The sequence below is a fragment of the Acinetobacter sp. ANC 4910 genome, assembly GCF_004331035.1.
Taxonomy (GTDB): domain Bacteria; phylum Pseudomonadota; class Gammaproteobacteria; order Pseudomonadales; family Moraxellaceae; genus Acinetobacter.
Genome location: NZ_SJNT01000003.1, coordinates 131,815 through 153,641 on the forward strand (window position 1 = coordinate 131,815; position 21,827 = coordinate 153,641).

Below are 21,827 nucleotides of genomic sequence, written 5' to 3' on the forward strand. Positions count from 1 at the left end.
TAATTACCCCAATTTGACCCGTATAACCTGACCAAACACACTTTTTCCCGAAGCTTTGGCGCGTTCCTGCGAAACTTCAGCACGGTACTGGTTACGCAATTTAATCAGCGTTTCCATAGGGGTGCGGTAAAGCTCACGGTTATTAATGCGATAACGTTCTTGGTCTAAACTTGCACGACCTTCAATCACAGCTTCCAAAGCAGATAAGGTTTTTTGAGCATGACTTCTTAAGTCGGAAGATCCCGATAGAGAGGCAAGGTCTGCTTTAATCTCAACCACACCTGACTCAAGCTCATCCACTGTGCCTGATGTATGGATTGCGCGAAGTGAATAGCCGTAATGACCTGCGGTATAAGTTTTTGTGATTTCAGCGGAGATATTAAAAACATGTTGGTTACCATCTGCCTGTGACTGTAGATCAATGACAGACTCGCCACGTAAATAAGCAACAAGAGACCAACCACTTGAGGCAGGATAAGCCGTCAGATTCACCTTAAAGTTAAAGGTGAGACCTCCGGTAATTTGTTTTGGAAAGTAGGTCATTTATTGTGGCTATCCTTATCCAATCACTTCAATAATTTTTGCTATCGAAGCTAGAATTGGTGCAGCTTGCAGAAAGAGTATTCCAATAATCACCAAACACCCGATGATGTAGGTCCATACCCTTAATGTTCTACTTTCAGATAACTTATCCATTGCTTTATCAACCCTTAAATTTAGGTTAAAATTCATCTAAGTTTTAATCCTCTAGTGCTGTTAGTGGGTTAAACAGAAAGCTCATGATTGCCGTCATGGGCTTTTGTCTTTTCTAGGGCAATAAAAAACCCCGCATAATGCGAGGTTAGATAAAGTAAAAACTTAGTTCATTATTCAGTTTTTCACGATTTAACGCTGTAGTTGATCGCTCCACACGCTTGTAGCTGTTTAAAACCCAATCCGCCTTTGTGCCAGTTGTGTTTTTGGGCAAGTTCAAAAATAGGCATATATACTTCACGCCCTACAATTTGTCGGGCATCTTCTGCACCAAACGTAAAGTGGTCATGTATGCCATGCCCCATTGTCGGACTGAGCTTTCTTATTGTCGCACCAAACTCTGACCACCAATGGTTTAGCCAAAGCATGTGGCGTGCAACGGCATCTATATTTTTTGCATTTGTATGTTGGTTTTTGTCTGCTTGGCTAAACATAGCAACCAAGTGATGTACATATTCCACGGCGACAGGTATTGTTTCAAATGGAATATCTTCAATATGCTGAACGTTGAATCTTTGATGTACTAATTTATAGGCTTCGCTAAAGTTAAGATGTTTGGTTTTTGCCACCAACATATTTACAGCATCGTTGAGTGGTGAGCGATCTGACTTATGTGTTTTCGCTAAGATGTCTTGGCGGTGGAAATAGCAGTCTTCGAGTTGTTCAAATACTTCCCATGCTTGGTCTGTATCGAGCATTTTTGCATGACGGGCTGCACCGCGTTCTGTCCATAGCACTAAATGTTTAGCATTTTGACTAACTATCTTGAAGCTAGTTACTGCTTTTTTGAAGTTTCTTAATTCTTCTCCAATTAACTTAAAAAAATGCTTACCTTCAACAAAGTGTTTTAAGTTTCTCGAATGATTTTGTTGAATACGTATAGTTTCTGTTCCATAAAAACTTGCAAGCATTTCGGTTGTAACTACTGGAACAGACTTGAAATTTACAACTGCTATTTCTGTCGTATTGATTTGTGCTAGACTTGACATGTCTATATCTCCATTGATTTAGGCACGGGCCTCGTTTTCTTTCCACGGACAGCGAGGCTTTTTATTGAATTTACAATTTCCTGTAAATTGGTTCAAATCTAAACCATTGTGGTTCAAAGGTCAATGTGTTATTTTATTTGTATCAACTTTGGAGATAAATCATGTCAGAAGATGCTCAACTTAAACTTAGAGTTACTCAAGAGTTAAAAGAGTACATCGAAGAACAAGCTAAAAATAACCATCGGACTATTAATGGTGAAGTAGTTTATCGACTTGAACAATCAAAATGGATTAATAAGGAGTTAATAGAAGCAAAAGCACATGAATTTGCCTGTATCTTAGCTTCAGCCCTAATTCAAGACCCTGAAGTGGAAATACATGGAACAGTACACGGCTTTAGACAACCAACAATTAAAGGTGTTGAGCAAGCATTTGAACTTTTTTTATATAGAGATCCCAGCAATAGAAAAAATCTTGGCGTAGAAAAAATTGAAGATGGTATAAGATTTTTTAGTGACAGTGCAGAATATATAATTAAGAACAATAATGCTTTTCCTGATGGTGCTTACACAATCAATCACTTAAGTAGAATATTAGAAAAACTATACTTCCTGCCTATGCTACGAAGTAGTATTAATGACTAATTCACTATTTCTTATAAGTAGTCATGTAAAAGAATGAAAGTTGATCTCCCCTGATCTCGCAGAGTAATCTAAAGGGGGAGATATCGTTCACACGAAGATAATCTAAGATTTGTAATGTGAAAAACTACTATATTATTTATGAAAAATTTAAATAAAAGAATAAAATTGGCTTATTTTGAATATTAATTTAAATCATGGATTTTAGAAATTAAGTCATTTGCTCTTCTTTTTATAGGAGCATATTCATCACCCGCCATCGATAAAATTTCTTCTACTATAGAAACCAGATCAGTAGTCATTATACTTTTACGTTTTTCACTCAAAGTCAATTCCAACACATTTACCAAATAATCTAATCCTTTCTTTACTCGAAACTCATATTTCATTTTTTTGCTGATACTGATCATTAGTTTAATTTGACTTATACTAAGTGAATAAATTTGATCACTTTTATATTCATTAAATTTCGCTAAATAAAATTGATACTGAAGTTCATTAACTTCGAACCACAAACTTTTACTCTCTTCCCGCCAAATATCTTTAATTTCTTGACCAATGCTACCCTCTAACTCAATTTTCTTTTGTCTGAATTCTTTTTCTACATAATTTTTCAGAGTCTGAATTTCTTTTTCTTGGTTTTTAAAATTAGTAAACCAGTTGTAACCGACTAATAAAACTACTATTCCAAGGACTCCGCCTAATGACCAATAAACCGTAGAAAGAAACTTATCTTGATAACTTTTCATCACTTCAACTTGAGCTTTTAAAACTTCAATTTGCAAGTTTGCCGCTTCTAAGTTTTTCTTAAGTAAAGCGTTATCTACTTCTGCTCCATAAGCCGTAGCACAGCAGCATAAAAGTAAAGTGAAGATAATTTTGTACATTATAAGGTAAGCCATCTAAGCCAATGTTATTGCAGACATAAATACACCATTTGGCTCAAAAATTCTACTCAGACCTCTTACCACCAACGTATTACTTCCAACAATCGAGCCAAAGAATAAATAAAAGCGACCCAGACCATCGAATAGAACATCAATCGTAACGATTTATATTTAGCAAATAACTCCATCACTTTATCTACCTTCAAATTTAGATTAAAATTCATCTATGTTCTGATCCTTATTGTTGTTAAGGGTTGGAAACAAAAAAGCCAAGAACTGCGAATTCTTGGCTTTTTGCTATCTAAGCGAAAACCATTGGTCTAGCCTAGAAAAAACAAATCAATTTTTCCTTATTCAGTTTTTCACTTACTTCCTATTCCCAAACACCTTCTTCTTTTTAACAACCGTAGTCGATTTTTCTACAGTTGAGCTAGTCCGCTTACGCACAACAACTTTGGCAACATTTTTCACTTGTGGAGGCTCTTGTTCTTTTGGTGCTTCAACATCCTGCTGCTGCAATCGCTCAGAAATCCGCTTCAGGTTTGGCTGCATAATTTTTAATGCCGCCAAAGCATAAACACGACAATCCAAGCCCTCGTTCCGTGCACGATCTGGTTTATGCCATTCACGTATCGGCTGACCTTTGATATATCTCAGTACCAATTTTTCCGCAGTAATTTGCTTATACCATTCAGTCTCACGTTGAATTGGGAAATGACAATAACCAGGACCACCTTTGTCTAAGGTTAAACGGCGAGATACCACCAGTTTGGCTTCATCCGTTCCCACAATAAACAGGTCAATTTTACGCTTATCCTTACCTGACTGTTTACGTTGCGGGCTTTGCACAATTGGCAATCCCCAGCCACCACGCCCCTTAATCGCAAACAATTTCCTATTTCGACGGCTCTTCACATACTCATAAGCTGCTTGGGTATAACCATTGGTACCCCCTGTATCTAAACAAGCAGATGAAATACTCAGTTGAGCCCCAGACTCATGCATGTAAGTTTCTTCCAAAACATCGTCCAAGTCTTGCCAAACTTCATCACCGAGTGGATCACCCCATAACACCCGATAATCAATGGACCAACTTTCCTCACCCACACCCCATGCGACAATCTCGAGCTCTAGCCGATCCATCTGCATATCAATACCACAAGTGAGATAGACCCCACCCACGGGTACAGTGGCTTTATATTCTTCTGCTCGGGCTTGCAAAGACTCAGAATCTACCTTATCTGCATTTTCCTCAAAAGTTTCCCCTAAGGACACATTCACAAATACCTGCAAATCATCCAGTGCCAACTTATCCAAGTAAGACTGCACAATATCTGACATCTTACGAAAGGTAGACAGCATCTCTGGTGCATGAAAACTAATATGCCCTTTAAATGGCAATTCAGCTTTCCATCCGTGACCTAGTTTTTCAGCATTGCGAATGGCAGCAATCCGTTCACCATCAGACCACACCTCATTACAACATTCACAACGATAACCTGCGGTCTCGGTTAAGTGTTGTTGATCAACATCTTCGCGTGCATCTTGAATATTGGTAGATCTGCGACCATCCCACCACACATTTTCCCATTTCAGGTATTGAGCTTCACCACACTTAGGACATGGCACATAATAGCGGCGACGATCCCCGCGATAATAAGCTGATTCAACCCGACTGGCACCTTTAACTGTAGGTGTACTGGATTCGGTTCTTAAGGCTTGATCACCAAAAGTTGCAGAACGCTGGGCCAATAATTCAATTGGATCTCCCTCGGCTGTTGCCTCCATTCCATCAATTTCATCAGCATGGGTAATAGGTGCAGATCTTGACCGTAAAGTCTTAGGAGATCCCGCCCATGAAAACATCAGCCAGCCACCAATATAGGAAATCATACGGCTGTTATTCACACCATCACGGCTGCGAGGCTTTGCCATCTTTTGGGCAATCGATTTATTCGCTTCAATCATTGGACGAAGCTTGGTTTCTAGGAAGGTCTGAACATCACCTTGAGTCGGTTGCACGAAGATCTGTGATTTGGGTTCATGTGCAATAAAATAACCGGTGGCACATTGCTGAATGGTGGTTTTCCCAAGCTGTGCCCCAGTCATGTAAGTAATACGGCGAACTCCATATTCTTTGATGGCATCAATCATGCCTCGTTGATAGGGTGCATTATCAAAATTAATCGGACCTGGTATCGCATTCCCCACAGGGATCTTAATGTTTTTCTCTGCCCATTCACTTGGCTTGATTTCTGCAGGCGGGACAAGATGAGACATTGAACGCTTCAATGCATCAATCACTGAATAAAAATTACTGAATATGGATAAATCAGACATCTTCATCTTCCTCGAATTCAGCATCTGCCGCTGACTCTAAAGCAAGTACGATTTCTGCCTTAAGTTTTTCCTTAAAGACACGTGCATCAGTTTCACCGAGTAGTTGTAGGACTGCACGCTGTGGGATATTCATCATGTTTGAACGGATGGTACCGAAGACTATAGATTGAGCACGTTCAAATTCAGCGATCAAGGCAACTTCACCTTTTTTTTCGGCTAGCTCTAACTCAGCCAATTCTGTTTCTGCTTTGGCTTTTCTTATTTTTAAAAGATTGATGTCATCAGGGATTTCACCTGTAGCTTCATCGGCTGCCTTATCTTGTAACCACTTGGCAATATGCGCTGTATTAAACTGCCATTCTTGCCCTTTTCCACGCCCTCGGACTACAACTGGACAGTCCTGACGAACCCAAGAATCAATCGTGGTTAAGGCAACTCCAAAAACGTCTGAAAGCCCCGTCCTATTTACGATCTGACCCTTTTTTGAATCCGCCATTTAAACTCAATTTCCAACCCATTTTTTATGTGAGATATAGTAGTTTGGTGCGATTTTAAAATTCACGCAGATATGGAATCCTGCGAGGTCTTTGCCCCCGCAAGCGGTGCCCCCCAGAAAGTACCTACAGAAATGATTTTTATCACTTTAATATCCACTCTTAATCACCCATTTGCCTGTACGCATTTGCTCTGAGTGGCGCTTGGCGCGTTGCGGTGTCTGCTTTGCCCAGAGTGAGTTGAGCATGCCTTTGGCCGCATCTGTGTAGCGACCAGTACGCACCATCTCTAGCGTATTTTTAAAGCCAAGCAATCCATCTGTTCCCATTTGGAACGCCATAGACAGCAATACGCCACGGCGGGCTTCATCAAGCTCCTTGACCCATGGCAATTTACGCTCAAGCTCACTCAGTTTCTTCTGAATGTCATTGCTGAGTAGATAGGCTGATTCTTCTGTAGTGATGCCACCGCCCTTGCGTGCATCAATTAAACGACCGACACCAATGGTCGAATAACCCAAATGATCTTTATATTCGGTAAGGACTTCGCCTTCTTCCCCACGCAATAGGCGTGTGATGTTGGATGTAAAGTCTGTCATTTCTTACGCCCTTTGCTTAACCAGTCTTTGAACATGTCCAATAAGTAATTAAAAAAGCCGACCTCTTTCCAAGCACCAGACTTCACCCATTGGAATAGCTCTTGGAACATCAAACCGCCGAGTGCACCTGTTAGAAAACCAATACCACCAGCATGTTCTGGTGCAAGCTTGGTGAAGTACATAATCAAGAGCGTAAGATAATGTGCTGTAAATGCACCTGACAGTAAAAACACGGCGTAGTCTTTGGGTGTTTTAAGCTGTTCTTTGTTGTATCGAGTTGCCACCGCTGCCCCCATCATTCCTGCAACAAAATATTGAAGTTCGCTCAAATATTTCATTGCAGCTGCTAACCAGTCTGGAAATGACATTCTTATTGGTCTCTAGATTTGTGAATATATTGCGTATTGTTGTTCTAACTGCAGTGTATTTTCATTATTCACTTTTTCACATAACCCACTCTGTTGCACGAACTGCCGGCAATAAAAAAGCCCACCTTTTGATGAGCTTTTCAATCAACCTAGTGCAACAATTGCGCTTCGGTCATTTCTATATTCTTCTTAAAATTTATAAAAATAAGAAATCTCTTTAAGCTTGTTTGTATCTAATACCCATGGATCGTGAATAATAATCTCACCCGATTTATGATTTATTTTCTCATCATCCACCTTAACCGAATGTACTACACATAAGATCACTCTATTATCTGGATTTGTATGCAACTGAACCTCATTGTAAGTCAAAATTACAGATGATCCATCTGACTGTGTGCCTTTCACCTCAACAAAATACTCTTTTCCATCTTTATAAGCTTTCATATCGAATGGAGAATTTCCGCAAATATTCTGTCCATTTTCATGAGTAGTTCTTACGTCGTAGCCTTTTTCAGTTAAAGCTTGTTCTGCCCTTTGCATAGCATATTTTTCGACAGCAACGCGAATCAATGCATTACTTTGAAAACCAGCTCCATTACTATTTGTTCTAAATTGCCCATTATAAGCATTCTGTTCTGCACGCTCTTGGTCAGACTTAATAAATGGACCAGTGTATGTATTCACATAATCTATCGCTTGACTAATCCATTTGTTTTTCACATCAAATAAATCTTTTAATTTTTTATTCTTATCATAAACATAGAAGCTATTTGATTGACCTGGATTACCTCCTTTTTTACCCATAATTCCATGACCAATTTTATATACACGCTTATCTACTGGTAAGAGATATGCATCTTCCGTATTCGCTTTAATAAAATATATATCCTGATCTACACCTTGAATTTGTCTATCAATTTTCTGATGCTCTCTGTACACCATAGCGTTCTTATACCACCCAACAATCACAGCAGAAGAATTAATTGCATCTTTTGTCGAGTTATGATGCGACAATATTTTCGGCAATGTTGAAAAGAAAATTACTAAAACATTGTCTAAATTTTCTAAATCTTTTTTACTTGGATCAATTCTTTCAAGGTTCACCTTTCCTGAATTCATCGATGGTTGATAATAGCCATATACTTTTCCATTAACATCTAGAAAATTGCAGGCTTCGTAACCTGTATTCTCATCATTAAAACTCCCACCTCCAATTGGTAAATCTCCATCAAATGCACCTTGGTAATACTCCATAAAACCAATACGAGCAAATAGTACTGACTGTTTAATTGGCTTTACTTCTAATACTTTTCTTGAATTTATAACTTGCAAAATGCTATCAGCTACATCATCTGGGATTTGATTACCACTACTACCAGGAGTCCAGGTTGAAACTTCACTTCCATACCTTATATCTAGCTCATCTTCTTCAATTAATGGCTGTGAACTAAGAAACTCAAAATTTAAATCAACATTAGGCAAGGTCTTTCCTTCTTTTGCCTTTTCAGGATCCCAATGTAGTTCTGGTCTTAAGTTATCAAATGTCCCATAACCTATGATTCCTTTAGGTTCTTCGCCTAATTTCATCATTAAAAATCGATCACCATCCTTGAGTCCATTTACCTTGCCTCCTGTAGACCAATTTCGCTTTACAATTTTTCCTTCTTTTAATTCTTGAATCTGATTTGCCAAATCTGGCCAATTCCATCTTTTAGGATTCCAAATAAATAAAAACGTAGACATACCAATCTCTTATAATCATAAAGTCGATTCATATTAATGGATTCATACGTTTAAACAACAGATAGGTATCTAAAATAAATCTTTTTTTACAATTAGTTAAAACCAACTTTCTAGCGAGCACCTTCAACTATACGCCGTGATCTGCACCGTCCGAGTCGATAAATTAAAATACTGTGCAATTTCATCTACTCTAAAGCCCTGCTCAAGCATGGATTTGATTCCTTCATTACGGCTTTTAATCAGAATGTGTTTGCATTGAGACAACACCAACAACTCACCGCCAAAGATCAGACACAATTTCTGAGCATCTTCATACCCTAGTATGGTCACAAGGTTATGATCCATCTTTAAACGTGTGGCTTGCGGTACATAGAGAAAGAGCTGCCCAACACCTGTTCTTTTTTCTGTTTTATATTTCGGACATTGGCTCACCAGATATAATGCCTTTTGGCGTCCAATGACTTCGGCAACTGATCGTAAATCCCCTTTTAAATCTAAAATATTATCCACGCTACCTCCTTAAAATCTCGCAAAACGGCGGTGGACTAACATCGCTGCATCCCGCGCATGCTCATTGGTACGACCAAGCCAACCCGTAATTCTTTTAAAGGCGTCCGCTTTATATTTGGTACTGTTGTTCTGTGGGTGAATCATCTTGTGAAGATAGCCCTGCTCTTTACACCAGTCTTCCCAAATCTGGGCATCACGTTTAACAGATCCAACGCCCTGTGCCTTTTCACGACCACCCGTAAACCATGTACGTTGCCGAGCATCTTCTATATACAAGCACACGTTTTGGATGCCCCATGTCTGAACTTGCTTTTGTACTTTCAGCATTGCCTGTGTAATGGATAAAGACTCTACCTGTTCTAGCTCACCGCCATTGCCTCGGTCTGCTGCGACGGCGAAACCTGTGTTTACGCCTGTATCAATTCCAATCATGATTCTAGTCATTTAATACAAACTCCCGATCACCTTTGCAGAAACACACATAGCCAACTTGTACTGTTAAATTGCGATAGCCAATGCCTTGATCAAAATCAAATAAGCGGTCGCCGTGCATGTATTTCAAATTATTGAAAAATGGTTGAGTTATAAAAAATGCTTCAAATTTTTCTCGTATGTCCATTGGGGAAATGTCTTCCAGTGTTCCACTGAGTTGGTTTTTCATGCGTACATGGTCCCCAATTCATTTTTGTTATTCAGAAACATCTGATTGACTGTCCCGATGTATCCGCACCATCCAAAGACTTCACTCCAGTAAGTCCAAACGCCGTTGGTGCAATTCCAAAAGGTTCCATCGTTTTCAATGTGTGTTGCGCCGTGTGGAATCATGCTGCCCCCTGCAAACTGCCAGTGAAGCCAACCTGTTTCAGGTACTGTTCCCATTTCTTCGCCTGTGCTGGGTTCATGAGTTTGATAGCAATTCGTGATGCCAGTTGTTCGTATGAGTCACCCGGTGCGCTGTGCTTGCTGGCGAACTCAGGATGATGGGCAAGTTTCTGTGCAAACGCTGAGATTTGTTTATCAGTGAGTTGCTTCGGTTCTGCCGATGGTTTTGCTGAACCAGTAGATTGGGATCTATCCACTGAAGTTTTGGCATGAACCTGTTTTTCATATTTGAAATATGCTCGTATCAACCAATCTGCAAACAGGTAGGTTAAAAACTCGTGATTGTGTTTTTTGCCAGCATTAAAATTTTCAAATGCTGCAAGCTCTCGACTGAACCAAGTCGCTTCTGTGATTTTCTCCACTGGTATCGAATCATTTGCCAGAACAATTTCGTCTTTCAAATTTTTCAAAACCAACCAGCTCTTTTTTTTATTTTGATAGTGTTTTTTGATAGTTGTTTTATGTGTGTTAAAAATTTTTACTAGTTGCGGTAAAGAATTTTTACTAGTCTGGTTAAAACTTTTAACTAGTAAAGAATCTTTACTAGGGAAATTTAGGCGGATCTCAGTGACTGTTTGAACAGGTTTTACGCCTGTTTTATACCCAAATGCTAGGTAGTTAAAATTTTTAACTAGGTCAATTTCAAATGGTGTGAAGGACTTTACTAGTAAAAATTTTTTACTAGGGAATTTATATAATTCACCGATGTTGTAGTTGTCGATCAATGAGTAAATATTGCCAAATTTTGATTGGTTATGTTTTTGCACCAGACCAACTTTTACTAATTCATTGAGGCATTTCACAACTGTTGGACGGCTTTTACGGGACAACTCCTCCAATTGTGTCAATGATAGTGAATCGCTCTCTTTCCCCCAGCCGCGGGTCTTACGTACGATCAGTAAGTAAATCTTGACTGAAGCATCACTAAGCTTATTCATCGCGTCATCGACAAAAGCATTTGTGATTTGAAATGAGTTTGGAACAAACCTGCTCATGGGGTTACCTCTATTTGTCGTCTACGCACTGGTGTATTTGTGCGTCCAGTTCGGCAAGTATTTCGTGTAGTCGGTGAATGACCTTAGACATGTCTATGGCTTCCCCGCGTGTGATGCGTCCGTCTGCCATCATTTCTTTAAATAGCGTGTAGACGTTTCCGCCTTTCATCCCAAAGCTCAGCACTAAGTCTGTGAGTGCTGTATCTCTGCATTCGGGTATGTCAGGCAGATTGATTGCGACTTTGCCGTGTTGGGCATTGAGGCTTTGCAGTATTCGGTAGTCGTTGGTCAGCGCCATCAGCTTGGATGCTTCTACTAGCGTCAAGTGATGGGTGTCTGTATTTGGATTGACTTTGCTATTGAGCACGGCGGGACTTTTGATGCCCATACGTGGTGCGAGTGCGTTTGCTCCACCTTTGTAGTCGTGCACGGTGTGATAAGCAGCATCTAATATGTTCATAACGGGTTCCTTTGAACGTGTTTATTAGATGACCGATTCATTACCATTTTGGTTGTTGTCAACTAATGCAGGATATAAACCAAAATGTTGATGTATTTCAGCTTCAGAAACTTTTCCTTTACTCGCTGTAGACAAGGCTTTGCGGAGATTTTTACGAGGCTCTTTATACCCATAAAATAAATGAGTTTTTATATAACCAACTGTTGTTCCTGCATCTTTTGCATATTGTTCTAATTCATTTGGGCTTTGCTGAAGTATGAAATCTCGGAAATTCATTGATTGATCCTCTCGTATCAATCGAAATATTACCTTTTAGGTAATGTAAATACAATCTTTTTTCTTGTTTACCTTTTTGGTGATGAAACTACAATTATCAAATGTGACTTGTCACAGAAAATTAAAGGAAATTTATGGACAGCAAATCAATCAGATACAGAAACACTCGCTTACTTGTTGATCAAGTTGGTGGCGTGTCTAGTTTTGCTGACAAAATTGGGAAAGGACAATCTCAAACTAGCCAATTTGCAGGTACAAATCCTATCAAGGGAATTGGCAATAAAGTTGCCCGCGAAATTGAATTAGCGTTCGATAAGCCACATGGTTGGTTAGACCTACCACATGATGATCAAAATAAAACTGATGGAAATGTCTCTGAAGCAATTCCAATGAAAGGTGAATTTGTTCCTGTCATTTCTTGGGTTCAAGCTGGTGCTTGGACTACTGTTGAAGCTGTGCCTGCAGGTACACAGTTTGAAGAATGGTTACCGCCAAACCCTAAATGTGGCAAACATGGTTATGGCTTAGTGGTTTCTGGTGAGTCCATGCTTCCAGACTTCCGCCCTGGCGATAAAATTTATGTGAATCCTGACTTTCAAGTAACCGACTTAAAAACTGGGGATTTAGTAATTGTTTCAAGTGAGTGTGGCAAAGCTGCCACTTTCAAAAAACTGATTGTTGAAACAGATAACATGTATTTGCAACCACTGAATCCTGAATGGTCTGAAAAAGCTATTGCTTTAGAAGATGGATGTAAATTGGTTGGCAAAGTGGTTGGGTTGTATAGGGACGTTTAATAAATAAGTCCTAATAAATTTATGATGATAAAACTGCGAATCCGACGCAATCCTTTAGAACAGATCGGGGGGAGAAAAAAATGAGTATTTACATGCCACAATCAAATGAAACTGAATTTTTTAATAATGGTAATACCGTTGTTACAAATGCCAGATTTATAGTAGATGGTCAAACTTATGCAATGAATGGGGTTACATCTGTAAAACAAGGGATCAAACCTGCGGATAAGAAAGCAGGTATTTGGTTAGTTATCATTGGTATTATTTTATTTTTAGCTACAAGTGGTAGTGCTAAATTTATTGGTTTAATAATGATTGGGGTTGGTGCTTGGCTAATTTATCAAGCAAAACCTATTGCATCTGTAATACTTCAATCGTCTTCAGGGGAAGTTCAAGCACTTTCTAGTGAGAATATTAGTTTTATTTCTAATGTTGTATCTGCTCTTAATCAAGCGATCATTCATCGTGGATAAAGTATTATCCAATTATTTTTTCATCATAAGATTTTTTGATCTTTAACTGCGCGCAGGATGCAGGACTTTAAAATAGAGCGGAATTTAAACTGAGGACATAATGAGCAATCAGATTACTCTCACGAATGAAGAAGAAGCCTTCGGTTTATTGGAGCAAATTGCTAACGGTAGTTTTAACGGTAACTTATCTGAAATTGATTTTGGAAATTGGTCAAAACTTACAATTCGCTTAACAGGTGAAAAATTCAATTCATCCATTACACCAACAGTAATGAAAGGCTTAATAGATGTTCAGAATGGCATTTATAAAAGCTATTGCATCATGCGCTACGGCACTGAAAGTACTCGCCAACTTACAGACGAAGAGAGGAAGAAATTAGAAATCTTGGTGATTGTTACCAAAGGAAGTGCTTTAATAGAAGCATTCTTAGGTCCTGTCGCTGAGGAGTTAGCTAAGGGAGTATTTGATAACATGCCTGTAGAAGCAAAAATCGCACTCATCTTACTGGTGTTATTTGGTTTTGGTACTTACAAAGCTATTTCCACCTATATGGCTAATAAAAAAGAAATTCGCTTAAAAGAAATTGAGGAATCTAACAAAACCGAAGTTGAGAAAGAACAACTTAAGGCTGAACTTGAAAGGCTTAAACTGGTCACTGACTCCCATGATAAAAATCTTGAGACATTAGCAAAACTTGCTCAAAAATATCCAGATGCTCATAAAGTTACGCAAACAATTCAAGACTCTCAAGAGTCTTTGATTCGTGCTGTAGTTGCTGCTGAGCCTGAGTCTATTGAGATTCAAGGTGTTGATATACCAGTTCAAGCAGCGGAAGTACTTGTTGCTACAACTCGTCACCAATGGTTAGAAACTCGTCTTGATGGGGATTTTAGAATCTTACAAATTGATTCTTCGAATGCTGCGAATTTAAAAATCAAAATTCTTGGTGTTAATGGTACTGAGCATACAGCTACCCTGCAGGATGAAACCATGGAAAGACGACATGTTGATTTAATTAGCAAAGCATTACTGGATCGAGCGAAGCTATTTTTATCAATTAATGCTAAAAAACTCGGTGAAAATATAAAAGATATTACGATTATTTCAGCTAAAACAATTGAATAAGAATAACTATCTTTATTGAAAACCCGCCAACTGGTGGGTTTTCAATAATTATTACTTTGTAAATCATTAAAACCTAATCCCCCCAATAATAATCAAGTGGAGAAAAATATGAGTTTTAGCTTCTTAGATTTGAACCAAACTACCAGAGATGAAATGATAGTAGAGATAACTAATGATATTACAAACAATCAATTATATTTATCAAAGCGGTTAAGTTCTAATGGTGTAGCTGGTTATCCAGAATTATTAAAAATGGCAGTGCAGCAGCATGATGAAGTTTGGTTAGCTGAACAGCTAATGCAGCAAAATAGGCTGAACCAAATAGAACAAACTTCAAGAGGTCAAAGAAAGGTTCCAATTAATGCAGCAATTACGCTTGCTGAAGGTGAGTTTAATCGATATTACATGCGGGCTTTATGTCGTATTGCTATTATCGATGGTCTTAAATTAGAAGTGTATAGAGCTAAAGCTGTTGATATTAATCGTACAGAATCTCAAAATAAAATTGGTCAAATTATAGACCCTAAAACACTACTCGATGATTTAAGAGATAGCATCGGTGTAGACAGTGCTTTGGGATTACCTGCAGGACCAAACTCTGGATTGAGTATTAAATTAGTGAATTAACACTGTACAAAGACAATCTCACCACTTTCAGTATCTAACTGGTAACCAGAGTAACGAGTTTTTTCTTCAATATGAATCAAATATGGGGAGTCCTTAGTCAATCCATTTTCATCTAGTAGTGTTGATATATAAATACCATACTTAAATGTTAAATTATTCAATTCTAAAAGAAATTTACTCATTTGATCTTTGTCAGCAATAGTCACAACTACCTCCCAATCACCCACTCCCGTAGTGGGTTTTCTTTTATCTATTAAAACACAATAAAACATTAAAGATAAATAAAAGGTAATTTTAACTTGAAATAAATTACCTTTTAGGTAATATTCATCTCATAAACAACAAAAAGCCCCGAAACTTTGGACGGCGACGGGGCTTTGCACTTAAGCGAGATAAGTATGAAACATAAGCCTATATCTAGTCAAACAACGCCTATCCTTTTCCAACATCCTACTACCGCCGATCTGCGTCCGTCACGTTGGCAAATCATTTACACCAACGCCAAAGAATTTAGCCTGTTTGCCCTACTTGCATTCGTTCTGTGGGTAGTCGTCCAATTCTTCTATGTTGTAATTGGAGGCTAAGGTTATGGAAGTTAAAGAAGTTCGCATTCATCATGTCCCTGCACAAGATAGAGTTGATCCTATTGATATTTTCATAGTCTGGTATGGTGAACATAAATCTCAAGTTACTATCCGCTGTTGGGACCATGCTTGGACTGCTTATTGGGGTGGTCATTGGGAAGAACGTGCTGAAAGATTTCTTTCAAAGCATGCCACCATTGATTATCTAGTTAATAGCTTCTCAAGAACTCAAAGCCCACGTGAAAAAAAGTGGTTAAGACATATTCTAGAATCTATTCGTAAATATCTTATTAATGTAGAAACGGAGGAAACTCCAAATGACATCTAATATCCTACGCCTCAAGCTCAGTGTATTTGCTGAACGCTATTGGCAAGACGAAGAATCCCGCCCAAAACGCGACACACTGGTCAGCCATATCAAACGTGGTTGGCTCAGTGGTAAAAAAATTGGTAAACAATGGTATGTCGAATGTACCAGTTGGGGTGCGCCTTTGTACTATTCAGATGATGTGCCTAAGGTGGAACTAGAGTCTCCACCTAAAACGGGTAACTCCATTGCAGACCGAATATTAGCGGAGATTTAATATGGCTCCTAGAGGTCGCAAGTCGGGGAACTTGGACTTACCTCCCCATGTCGAAGTAGACAAAAAGCCCAATGGCACCATGTACTTTCGCTACCTACTACCAAACGGACAGCGCAAGTCATTAGGTAAAGACCGAAACGAAGCTATTAAGGCAGCTCAAGCACTCAATACTGTGCTTGAGCGTAACCCAGACATTGTGTCTAAAATTCTATCTTCAGTAGAAAAAGCACATAAACAAAGTAGTGTTCCCAACTTTGGCCAAGCCTTGGGTGAATATGAAAAGCTGCATTTACCCAAGAAGAAACTTGCCAAGAATACCTTGGTCAATGTCACGGCGAATATTGGGAAATATCAGGACATGTGGGGGCATCTATACTGTACCGATATTACCCTGCTCATGATTTCAGAATACCTGAAAAAGCAAACAGACTTTCAGGCAGAAAAGCACCGCTCACAGCTTATCGACATCTGGAAATACTTAGTGGCCAACGGCTGGGCACCAGACAATATTGCCGAGAAAACCTTAAAACCAATACGACCTGAAAAGCTTCGTACTCGACACTCCAACGAGTCGATTGAATTAGTGAAGTCTGTTTGTCCGCCGTGGCTTAAACTGGCAATAGATCTTGCACTACATTCTATTCAACGGCGTGCCGATCTGGTGGTAATGGAACGTTCAAGCATTAATATTAAAGACAACACCATGACCGTACTTCAGCATAAATCGCTGAATTACGACAAGCCTGTGTTTATTGAAGTGGACATGCATCCAGAGTTAAGAGAAGTTGTGCTGCAGTGTGTAGAGCATTCTATGAAGCTGCGCTGCCCTTACCTCATTGCGACTCGACCAGAACGCATTAATGAACAAATCCGTAATGCGAAACTGCATCCATTTGCAGTAACGGAAGATCACATTACCAAGCAGTTTAAGAAATATCGGGACTTATCTGGTGCGTATGATCATTTGGAACCAAACCAACGACCATCGCTGCATGACTTACGTGCCTTGGGTATTTATAACATCACACAAAAGTATGGAAAGAAATACGCACAGGCACTAGCAGGACATGCAAATGTGAAGATGACCGACCACTATTTAGAAGGACATGAAGCGCCAAAACCAGAGCGGATTAGCTATCGTTAGTCATCGTTTTTAAATTTAAATGGGCGACTTATTAACAGTAGGAAAATATTTCATTCCCCGAAAATACCCCGAAAGTTCCCCGAAAAAAAAAAGCCCACTTTTGAAGTGGGCTTTAAGTTGCTGAATTAACAGCTATATTTGGTAGGCATATCCAGACTCGAACTGGAGACCTCTACGATGTCAACGTAGCGCTCTAACCAACTGAGCTATACGCCTATATGTCACGCATAATATTCAGTTTTTTTCACTTAGACAAGATCTTTCTTTTATTTTTCAATACAAGTGCACAAGTTTTAAGCATTTTACCAAATTGCTCTATCTCTTGCTGACTGTGCTGCGGTGCGTACATAATCTTTTGATGCAATTGAGCAGTATTTTTAAATACCTGAGTATCAACTAACTCCTTTCGCTCACTAAGACGTTGCATCCAAACTGGGATAGTTTCAAATTCCTGCTTACGTAAATCATACTGTAATCCTTTAGAAAAACGCCAAAGTAAACGCTCAATTTCAGAGGTATTTTTCCATCTCAGATAAAAAATAAAGAGAAAATACCCTGTTAAAAGCGATAAAATACTCAAAACTAATACCATGACCATCGTATAAGTTGAATGAATACCCAACTTCGTTAACCAACTTTGTTGTGATTCAGCATTATAGCCAACTACCTTACTTTGCCACTGATAACTTGCATAATCGCTCCAGATTCGCATTTTTTTAAGTAAAGCGTACTGCTGATAACGCACATTAGATCTTTCTGCTCCCCAAACATTTTGTTCAGCGTCCATATAGTTTTGCATTCCGGTATCTATGCGCTGTGGTGCAATAATCGCAGTCGGATCAACCCTCATCCATTTACCGTTCAATTCTACTTCTGTCCATGCATGGGCATCGAGCTGCCTTAACTCCCAACTTTTCCCATCAGGTGCTAATTCTCCCCCCTGATAACCCACAACAATACGTGCTGGTAGCCCCACATATCGCATCAATAAGGTGAAACTCGAAGCATAGTGCTCACAAAAACCTTGCTTAGACTGAAACAGAAAATCATCAATCCGGTTCTGTCCCAGTAATCCTGGTTGTAGGGTATATGCAAAATGTTGGTGCTTATACCAGTCAATAACATGATGGATATATCGTTCTGGATCACGACCCGCTTGTTCAAATAATTGCTGTGCTAGTTTTTGTGCACGAATATCTAGATTCACTGGATACTCAGTCGTAGTCTTTTTAACAATTGGATAATCATTAGAAATATCCTGCAATCTACTTTTTGCTAACCACTGTAAATCTATCGGTTCATTCAACTGTACAGCGCGATTTGGCACGATACTGCCATCATTTTTTAAGGAATATTGGGGATTATTCGGGATGGATTGATCCAACCCCATTACCCAACTGCTCTGCGGATCCGCTGCTAAATATCGATATGTAAACTGCGCGTGCTGGAGCTGTCGTGTCTGATTTTCAGAGTTATAATTTTGCTGATTAAATGGGCTACTGCTCCACGTTTGACCATCATAATGATCGAGCACCATAGCTCGCCAATACAACTCTGAACGTGGTGGTAGCTTCGACATATCACCCAAAATGCGGAACGCTAAAGCACTGGATTGAGATAATTTTGCAATATCCCCAGGTGACATGCGATCACTCATGCCTGTAACGGCTTTATTTTCAGGAATCGGGATATGCCATAATGGCGGCAGGCGCGGGAAAAATAAAAATAACAACACGAAAAAAGGTACTGCAAGCCCAATGAACTTTGCAACATGTTTTAAATCCTGCTGAAACCCAACTGTTATTCTATCTTGGTGCTTAAAACCTGAAGTTTGAAGCCGATATAGCCCCATAAAACTACTAACTAAACAAGCAAATACAATACTTGCCATCAAAATAGATTGGCTAAATAAAAATGAACTCGCAGCCACAAATAAAGCAAAATTGAAAATAATAATGACATCACGCGTATTTTTAATTTCTAAGGCTTTTGCAAATAGGAACGTGGTTAATATCGCAACCCCAGCTTCAATACCAATAAAAGTGCGATAGCTAAAATAGATACTGGCAAGTGCTGCGAGTACCCCCAAACCTGTCCATAATTTTGAAAAAGCGTGTAATTCGGTTTGTCTAAAATGAATAAACAAAGTTGCAATCGTAATCAGTAGAATCACTAAAAGCATTATTGGCAAATACACAGCTTGAGCCATTAAAATTAAACTCAAGCTCAATAAAATGGTCAATTTAACAGATGAGTTCACTGTATTTTTCATTATTTAAGCCTGTGCTAGCAGCCGTTTGGCTTGCAGCATTTGTTGCTCCCCAACGCCTTTTGCCAGTTCAGCATGGGGTAAAAGTAAACAATAAGCATATTGCTGTTGCTCACATTGTTCGACCAATCCCATCATCAAACTCAACTTTTCTTCATGATCGGTACTCGGCATATGTAGATAATCAATATCTATGCTATGTAAATCATCATGCTGCTCAAAAACTTTCACATAAAGCCCTTGTCCCCGCGCCACCTGCTTCCAAGAAACAGCTTGTATAGAATCACCTTGCCGGAAATCACGTAACTCGCGAAATTCATCGAAATCTAATTCCTGTGCTTGGTGCGAACGCTGCTGTTGCGTTACTGAATATTGAGCATATGGTGCAATCCAAGACTCTCCGTTCAAATACATATAAGTCCATGCTCGAACTAATCCAAATGGATAGACTGAAAAAAGTTGCACTGTAGGATATTCAAATACCCCACGTTTGTTGGGGTTCAATTCAACAGTATGACAATGTCGAAGGTCTGCAAACAGAATCTGATGCATCTGTGCATCGACCTTAATCCACAAATATCGCACTTGAGCTTGAGGCTGTTTGAAGTAGAGTTCTAAAATTAAAGGTTGTCCCACTTGTCCCAGTTCTGTATAGGAAATTTCAATCTGCAAACCATGTAATTGCTTAAAGGTAATGTAAAAACTAATACATAAAATGGCACTAATCAGAAAACAAAAACCAAGAATTAAGTTATTTGCATAATTCACGCCTGCAATAAAGGTAATTAAAATCAACACCAGATATAAATAACCCTGCTGATACATAAAAACCAACACATCCTTTTGCATCAATGTTTTCTGTTGCGTAAAACTAAACCTTTTTTTCGCCCACTTTAACCATAATGACTGAATCACATTGAATGTCCTTGCAATTAACTGATCGGAATTTGTCGCATCAGTTGTGCAGTTTCAACTTCATTTAAACCTATTCGATGTGCAGTAACCGCAACAAAAACTGCTTGAACATCCTCCGCAGTAACAAAACTACGCCGCTCAATTAAAGCATGCGCTTGAGCTGCTTTTTTCAATGCCAATAGCCCGCGTGTTGACAAACCATGCCGCCCTTTACGACTTTTTTGTGCCAAGTCCAGAAGATAATCCATGATCACATCACCCACATAAACTTGCTGCACTAAATGCTGTAATTGCAATATTTCATCTTGCTGAAATACCTGTGCCAAAGTTGAAATTAAAACTTGTCGTGAATCTTGCTGTAATAACAACTTCTCTGCTGAACGTGAAGGATACCCCAAAGACAGGCGCATTAAGAAACGATCCAACTGAGATTCAGGCAATGTATAAGTTCCACTCTGGAATAGCGGATTTTGCGTCGCAATCACCCAAAAGGGTTGTGGTAAAGCATAGCGAATTGCGTCAACAGTCACCGCACCTTCCTCCATCGCCTCAAGTAAAGCACTTTGCGTTTTCGGGCTACAACGATTGATTTCATCAGCCAAAAGAATTTGAGTAAAAATTGGACCTTGTTTAAACTCAAACACATGCTCTTTTTGATTAAACATATTGACGCCAATCACGTCACTCGCCAACATATCATTGGTAAACTGAATACGTTGAAATTGCAGACCTGCAATATGTGCCAAAGCACTTGAAAGCGTGGTTTTTCCTAAACCGGGTAAATCTTCAAAAAGTACATGTCCGCCTGCCAACAAGCAGCTCAACGCCAACTTGGTTTGTTGTTCTTTATCTAAAATAATCTGGTTAATTTGAGTCAAAAAAGTCTGAACTTTACTGGCATAGGCTTGAATTTTGGCATCTATTTTTCGTGTGTCTTCTGCTAAGTGTTGCTCTTCTTTCTGTTTTGCCCAAATCACAACTATTCCCCAATAAAAAACGGCGCATGATTAACATACACCGTTTTTAACTTTTTCCAAAGGAATCAGTGACTTTCTACATACCCATCAACATGGACATTTCTTTAAATTACCACCTGCCGTTGGATAACGAGCATCCACACAATGACGATAAAAGGTTTTCGCATCCATTGGGGTTAAATCAGGATGGTGCTTTTTCATGTGTTCCACATAATTGTCATAATCTGGAACACCAACCATCAACCGAAAGCTTTGTTGTAAACCCTGCCACAGTGTTGCAATTCTTGACCAATTTTTTGGCGAAAAAATTAAGTCTTTCTGCGACATGATGGTCATCTTGATGATTTTATAAATCACCGTTTTACCACCTTTAGCAAATCTAAGATTCATC

27 protein-coding genes and 1 tRNA gene are annotated in these 21,827 nt (G+C 39.1%); 8 read left to right on the plus strand and 20 right to left on the minus strand.

What is annotated here, in order from left to right:
* Window positions 1-3: 3 nt before the first annotated feature.
* Window positions 4-543, minus strand: coding sequence for a hypothetical protein (locus E0H82_RS03875; RefSeq protein WP_131263200.1), 540 nt, complete (start codon window positions 541-543; stop codon window positions 4-6).
* A gap of 335 nt (window positions 544-878) precedes the next feature.
* Window positions 879-1,742, minus strand: a complete 864-nt coding sequence (locus E0H82_RS03880; protein WP_131263202.1) for an ORF6N domain-containing protein — start codon at window positions 1,740-1,742, stop codon at window positions 879-881.
* Between the two features lie 161 nt (window positions 1,743-1,903).
* On the opposite strand from E0H82_RS03880, the gene E0H82_RS03885 reads away from it, so the two are divergent.
* Window positions 1,904-2,386: an Arc family DNA-binding protein gene (locus tag E0H82_RS03885; RefSeq protein ID WP_131263204.1), complete on the plus strand. Its 483-nt coding sequence runs from the start codon at window positions 1,904-1,906 to the stop codon at window positions 2,384-2,386.
* Between the two features lie 182 nt (window positions 2,387-2,568).
* Here the strand turns inward: E0H82_RS03885 and E0H82_RS03890 are convergent, their stop codons facing one another.
* The 12 genes from E0H82_RS03890 to E0H82_RS03950 form a co-directional block, all read right to left on the minus strand.
* Window positions 2,569-3,270, minus strand: coding sequence for a hypothetical protein (locus E0H82_RS03890; RefSeq protein WP_131263206.1), 702 nt, complete (start codon window positions 3,268-3,270; stop codon window positions 2,569-2,571).
* 366 nt (window positions 3,271-3,636) lie between these two features.
* Window positions 3,637-5,610: a phage terminase large subunit family protein gene (locus tag E0H82_RS03895; RefSeq protein ID WP_213073955.1), complete on the minus strand. Its 1,974-nt coding sequence runs from the start codon at window positions 5,608-5,610 to the stop codon at window positions 3,637-3,639.
* Window positions 5,603-6,106, minus strand: a complete 504-nt coding sequence (locus tag E0H82_RS03900; protein WP_131263210.1) for a terminase small subunit — start codon at window positions 6,104-6,106, stop codon at window positions 5,603-5,605. The genes E0H82_RS03895 and E0H82_RS03900 overlap by 8 nt, the downstream gene beginning before the upstream one ends.
* A 147-nt stretch (window positions 6,107-6,253) precedes the next feature.
* Window positions 6,254-6,703: a glycoside hydrolase family protein gene (locus tag E0H82_RS03905; protein WP_131263212.1), complete on the minus strand. Its 450-nt coding sequence runs from the start codon at window positions 6,701-6,703 to the stop codon at window positions 6,254-6,256.
* Window positions 6,700-7,071: a hypothetical protein gene (locus tag E0H82_RS03910; protein ID WP_131263214.1), complete on the minus strand. Its 372-nt coding sequence runs from the start codon at window positions 7,069-7,071 to the stop codon at window positions 6,700-6,702. Before E0H82_RS03910 ends, E0H82_RS03905 begins: the two co-directional genes overlap by 4 nt.
* Window positions 7,072-7,260: 189 nt before the next feature.
* On the minus strand, window positions 7,261-8,817 hold the full coding sequence (locus E0H82_RS03915) for a protein NO VEIN domain-containing protein (RefSeq protein WP_131263216.1): 1,557 nt from the start codon (window positions 8,815-8,817) through the stop codon (window positions 7,261-7,263).
* Window positions 8,818-8,940: 123 nt separating this feature from the next.
* On the minus strand, window positions 8,941-9,327 hold the full coding sequence (locus E0H82_RS03920) for a hypothetical protein (protein WP_131263218.1): 387 nt from the start codon (window positions 9,325-9,327) through the stop codon (window positions 8,941-8,943).
* 9 nt (window positions 9,328-9,336) lie between these two features.
* Window positions 9,337-9,771, minus strand: coding sequence for a hypothetical protein (locus E0H82_RS03925; protein WP_131263220.1), 435 nt, complete (start codon window positions 9,769-9,771; stop codon window positions 9,337-9,339).
* Window positions 9,764-9,988, minus strand: a complete 225-nt coding sequence (locus E0H82_RS03930) for a hypothetical protein (protein ID WP_131263222.1) — start codon at window positions 9,986-9,988, stop codon at window positions 9,764-9,766. Before E0H82_RS03930 ends, E0H82_RS03925 begins: the two co-directional genes overlap by 8 nt.
* A gap of 160 nt (window positions 9,989-10,148) precedes the next feature.
* Complete coding sequence (locus tag E0H82_RS03940) at window positions 10,149-11,204, minus strand: replication protein (protein WP_131263226.1); 1,056 nt, start codon at window positions 11,202-11,204, stop codon at window positions 10,149-10,151.
* Window positions 11,205-11,214: 10 nt separating this feature from the next.
* Window positions 11,215-11,664, minus strand: coding sequence for a phage regulatory CII family protein (locus E0H82_RS03945; RefSeq protein WP_087011036.1), 450 nt, complete (start codon window positions 11,662-11,664; stop codon window positions 11,215-11,217).
* Between the two features lie 24 nt (window positions 11,665-11,688).
* Window positions 11,689-11,940, minus strand: a complete 252-nt coding sequence (locus E0H82_RS03950) for a hypothetical protein (protein WP_131263228.1) — start codon at window positions 11,938-11,940, stop codon at window positions 11,689-11,691.
* A 134-nt stretch (window positions 11,941-12,074) separates the two neighbouring features.
* Here E0H82_RS03950 and E0H82_RS03955 point away from each other — a divergent pair, with 134 nt between their 5' ends.
* From E0H82_RS03955 to E0H82_RS03970, 4 genes are all read left to right on the plus strand, one after another.
* A complete protein-coding gene (locus tag E0H82_RS03955) occupies window positions 12,075-12,737 on the plus strand; it encodes a LexA family protein (protein WP_131263230.1) in 663 nt (220 codons plus the stop codon).
* A 92-nt stretch (window positions 12,738-12,829) separates the two neighbouring features.
* Window positions 12,830-13,210 (plus strand): DUF6232 family protein, encoded by a 381-nt coding sequence (locus E0H82_RS03960; protein WP_131263232.1) that lies wholly within the window; start codon window positions 12,830-12,832, stop codon window positions 13,208-13,210.
* A 100-nt stretch (window positions 13,211-13,310) separates the two neighbouring features.
* Window positions 13,311-14,336, plus strand: a complete 1,026-nt coding sequence (locus E0H82_RS03965; RefSeq protein ID WP_131263234.1) for a hypothetical protein — start codon at window positions 13,311-13,313, stop codon at window positions 14,334-14,336.
* 108 nt (window positions 14,337-14,444) lie between these two features.
* Window positions 14,445-14,963 carry a hypothetical protein gene (locus E0H82_RS03970; protein WP_131263236.1) on the plus strand — a complete coding sequence of 173 codons (519 nt, stop codon included), beginning with the start codon at window positions 14,445-14,447 and terminating at the stop codon, window positions 14,961-14,963.
* Here the strand turns inward: E0H82_RS03970 and E0H82_RS03975 are convergent.
* Window positions 14,960-15,169, minus strand: a complete 210-nt coding sequence (locus E0H82_RS03975) for a hypothetical protein (RefSeq protein WP_131263238.1) — start codon at window positions 15,167-15,169, stop codon at window positions 14,960-14,962. The genes E0H82_RS03970 and E0H82_RS03975 overlap by 4 nt on opposite strands.
* A gap of 382 nt (window positions 15,170-15,551) precedes the next feature.
* On the opposite strand from E0H82_RS03975, the gene E0H82_RS03985 reads away from it, so the two are divergent.
* The 3 genes from E0H82_RS03985 to E0H82_RS03995 are packed head-to-tail and all read left to right on the plus strand — an operon-like array spanning window position 15,552 to window position 17,275.
* The gene (locus tag E0H82_RS03985; protein ID WP_131263242.1) at window positions 15,552-15,875 is read left to right on the plus strand and encodes a hypothetical protein; all 324 of its coding nucleotides are present in this window, start codon (window positions 15,552-15,554) and stop codon (window positions 15,873-15,875) included.
* A complete protein-coding gene (locus E0H82_RS03990; protein WP_131263245.1) occupies window positions 15,865-16,131 on the plus strand; it encodes a hypothetical protein in 267 nt (88 codons plus the stop codon). Before E0H82_RS03985 ends, E0H82_RS03990 begins: the two co-directional genes overlap by 11 nt.
* Window position 16,132: 1 nt before the next feature.
* Window positions 16,133-17,275: a tyrosine-type recombinase/integrase gene (locus E0H82_RS03995; RefSeq protein WP_131263247.1), complete on the plus strand. Its 1,143-nt coding sequence runs from the start codon at window positions 16,133-16,135 to the stop codon at window positions 17,273-17,275.
* 139 nt (window positions 17,276-17,414) lie between these two features.
* Here E0H82_RS03995 and E0H82_RS04000 read toward each other — a convergent pair.
* The 5 genes from E0H82_RS04000 to E0H82_RS04020 form a co-directional block, all read right to left on the minus strand.
* A tRNA-Val gene (locus tag E0H82_RS04000) sits at window positions 17,415-17,491 on the minus strand.
* A gap of 28 nt (window positions 17,492-17,519) precedes the next feature.
* Window positions 17,520-19,547, minus strand: coding sequence for a transglutaminaseTgpA domain-containing protein (locus E0H82_RS04005; RefSeq protein WP_131263249.1), 2,028 nt, complete (start codon window positions 19,545-19,547; stop codon window positions 17,520-17,522).
* 3 nt (window positions 19,548-19,550) lie between these two features.
* On the minus strand, window positions 19,551-20,393 hold the full coding sequence (locus E0H82_RS04010) for a DUF58 domain-containing protein (RefSeq protein ID WP_131263586.1): 843 nt from the start codon (window positions 20,391-20,393) through the stop codon (window positions 19,551-19,553).
* A gap of 83 nt (window positions 20,394-20,476) precedes the next feature.
* On the minus strand, window positions 20,477-21,436 hold the full coding sequence (locus E0H82_RS04015; RefSeq protein WP_131263251.1) for an AAA family ATPase: 960 nt from the start codon (window positions 21,434-21,436) through the stop codon (window positions 20,477-20,479).
* Between the two features lie 87 nt (window positions 21,437-21,523).
* The gene (locus E0H82_RS04020) at window positions 21,524-21,826 is read right to left on the minus strand and encodes a YbdD/YjiX family protein (RefSeq protein WP_131263253.1); all 303 of its coding nucleotides are present in this window, start codon (window positions 21,824-21,826) and stop codon (window positions 21,524-21,526) included.
* Window position 21,827: the final 1 nt, after the last annotated feature.

What these genes read in the sequence shown, in the direction of transcription:
- E0H82_RS03895 (WP_213073955.1), bottom strand. Translation starts at nt 5,610, where the DNA reads ATGTCTGATTTATCCATATTCAGTAATTTTTATTCAGTGATTGATGCA.
- E0H82_RS03970 (WP_131263236.1), top strand. Translation starts at nt 14,445, where the DNA reads ATGAGTTTTAGCTTCTTAGATTTGAACCAAACTACCAGAGATGAAATG.
- E0H82_RS03950 (WP_131263228.1), bottom strand. Translation starts at nt 11,940, where the DNA reads ATGAATTTCCGAGATTTCATACTTCAGCAAAGCCCAAATGAATTAGAA.
- E0H82_RS03955 (WP_131263230.1), top strand. Translation starts at nt 12,075, where the DNA reads ATGGACAGCAAATCAATCAGATACAGAAACACTCGCTTACTTGTTGAT.
- E0H82_RS04005 (WP_131263249.1), bottom strand. Translation starts at nt 19,547, where the DNA reads ATGAAAAATACAGTGAACTCATCTGTTAAATTGACCATTTTATTGAGC.
- E0H82_RS03930 (WP_131263222.1), bottom strand. Translation starts at nt 9,988, where the DNA reads ATGAAAAACCAACTCAGTGGAACACTGGAAGACATTTCCCCAATGGAC.
- E0H82_RS03885 (WP_131263204.1), top strand. Translation starts at nt 1,904, where the DNA reads ATGTCAGAAGATGCTCAACTTAAACTTAGAGTTACTCAAGAGTTAAAA.
- E0H82_RS03900 (WP_131263210.1), bottom strand. Translation starts at nt 6,106, where the DNA reads ATGGCGGATTCAAAAAAGGGTCAGATCGTAAATAGGACGGGGCTTTCA.
- E0H82_RS03945 (WP_087011036.1), bottom strand. Translation starts at nt 11,664, where the DNA reads ATGAACATATTAGATGCTGCTTATCACACCGTGCACGACTACAAAGGT.
- E0H82_RS03925 (WP_131263220.1), bottom strand. Translation starts at nt 9,771, where the DNA reads ATGACTAGAATCATGATTGGAATTGATACAGGCGTAAACACAGGTTTC.
- E0H82_RS03995 (WP_131263247.1), top strand. Translation starts at nt 16,133, where the DNA reads ATGGCTCCTAGAGGTCGCAAGTCGGGGAACTTGGACTTACCTCCCCAT.
- E0H82_RS04020 (WP_131263253.1), bottom strand. Translation starts at nt 21,826, where the DNA reads ATGAATCTTAGATTTGCTAAAGGTGGTAAAACGGTGATTTATAAAATC.
- E0H82_RS03890 (WP_131263206.1), bottom strand. Translation starts at nt 3,270, where the DNA reads ATGTACAAAATTATCTTCACTTTACTTTTATGCTGCTGTGCTACGGCT.
- E0H82_RS03940 (WP_131263226.1), bottom strand. Translation starts at nt 11,204, where the DNA reads ATGAGCAGGTTTGTTCCAAACTCATTTCAAATCACAAATGCTTTTGTC.
- E0H82_RS03875 (WP_131263200.1), bottom strand. Translation starts at nt 543, where the DNA reads ATGACCTACTTTCCAAAACAAATTACCGGAGGTCTCACCTTTAACTTT.
- E0H82_RS03985 (WP_131263242.1), top strand. Translation starts at nt 15,552, where the DNA reads ATGGAAGTTAAAGAAGTTCGCATTCATCATGTCCCTGCACAAGATAGA.
- E0H82_RS03960 (WP_131263232.1), top strand. Translation starts at nt 12,830, where the DNA reads ATGCCACAATCAAATGAAACTGAATTTTTTAATAATGGTAATACCGTT.
- E0H82_RS03905 (WP_131263212.1), bottom strand. Translation starts at nt 6,703, where the DNA reads ATGACAGACTTTACATCCAACATCACACGCCTATTGCGTGGGGAAGAA.
- E0H82_RS03880 (WP_131263202.1), bottom strand. Translation starts at nt 1,742, where the DNA reads ATGTCAAGTCTAGCACAAATCAATACGACAGAAATAGCAGTTGTAAAT.
- E0H82_RS03910 (WP_131263214.1), bottom strand. Translation starts at nt 7,071, where the DNA reads ATGTCATTTCCAGACTGGTTAGCAGCTGCAATGAAATATTTGAGCGAA.
- E0H82_RS03915 (WP_131263216.1), bottom strand. Translation starts at nt 8,817, where the DNA reads ATGTCTACGTTTTTATTTATTTGGAATCCTAAAAGATGGAATTGGCCA.
- E0H82_RS04010 (WP_131263586.1), bottom strand. Translation starts at nt 20,393, where the DNA reads ATGCAAAAGGATGTGTTGGTTTTTATGTATCAGCAGGGTTATTTATAT.
- E0H82_RS03965 (WP_131263234.1), top strand. Translation starts at nt 13,311, where the DNA reads ATGAGCAATCAGATTACTCTCACGAATGAAGAAGAAGCCTTCGGTTTA.
- E0H82_RS03990 (WP_131263245.1), top strand. Translation starts at nt 15,865, where the DNA reads ATGACATCTAATATCCTACGCCTCAAGCTCAGTGTATTTGCTGAACGC.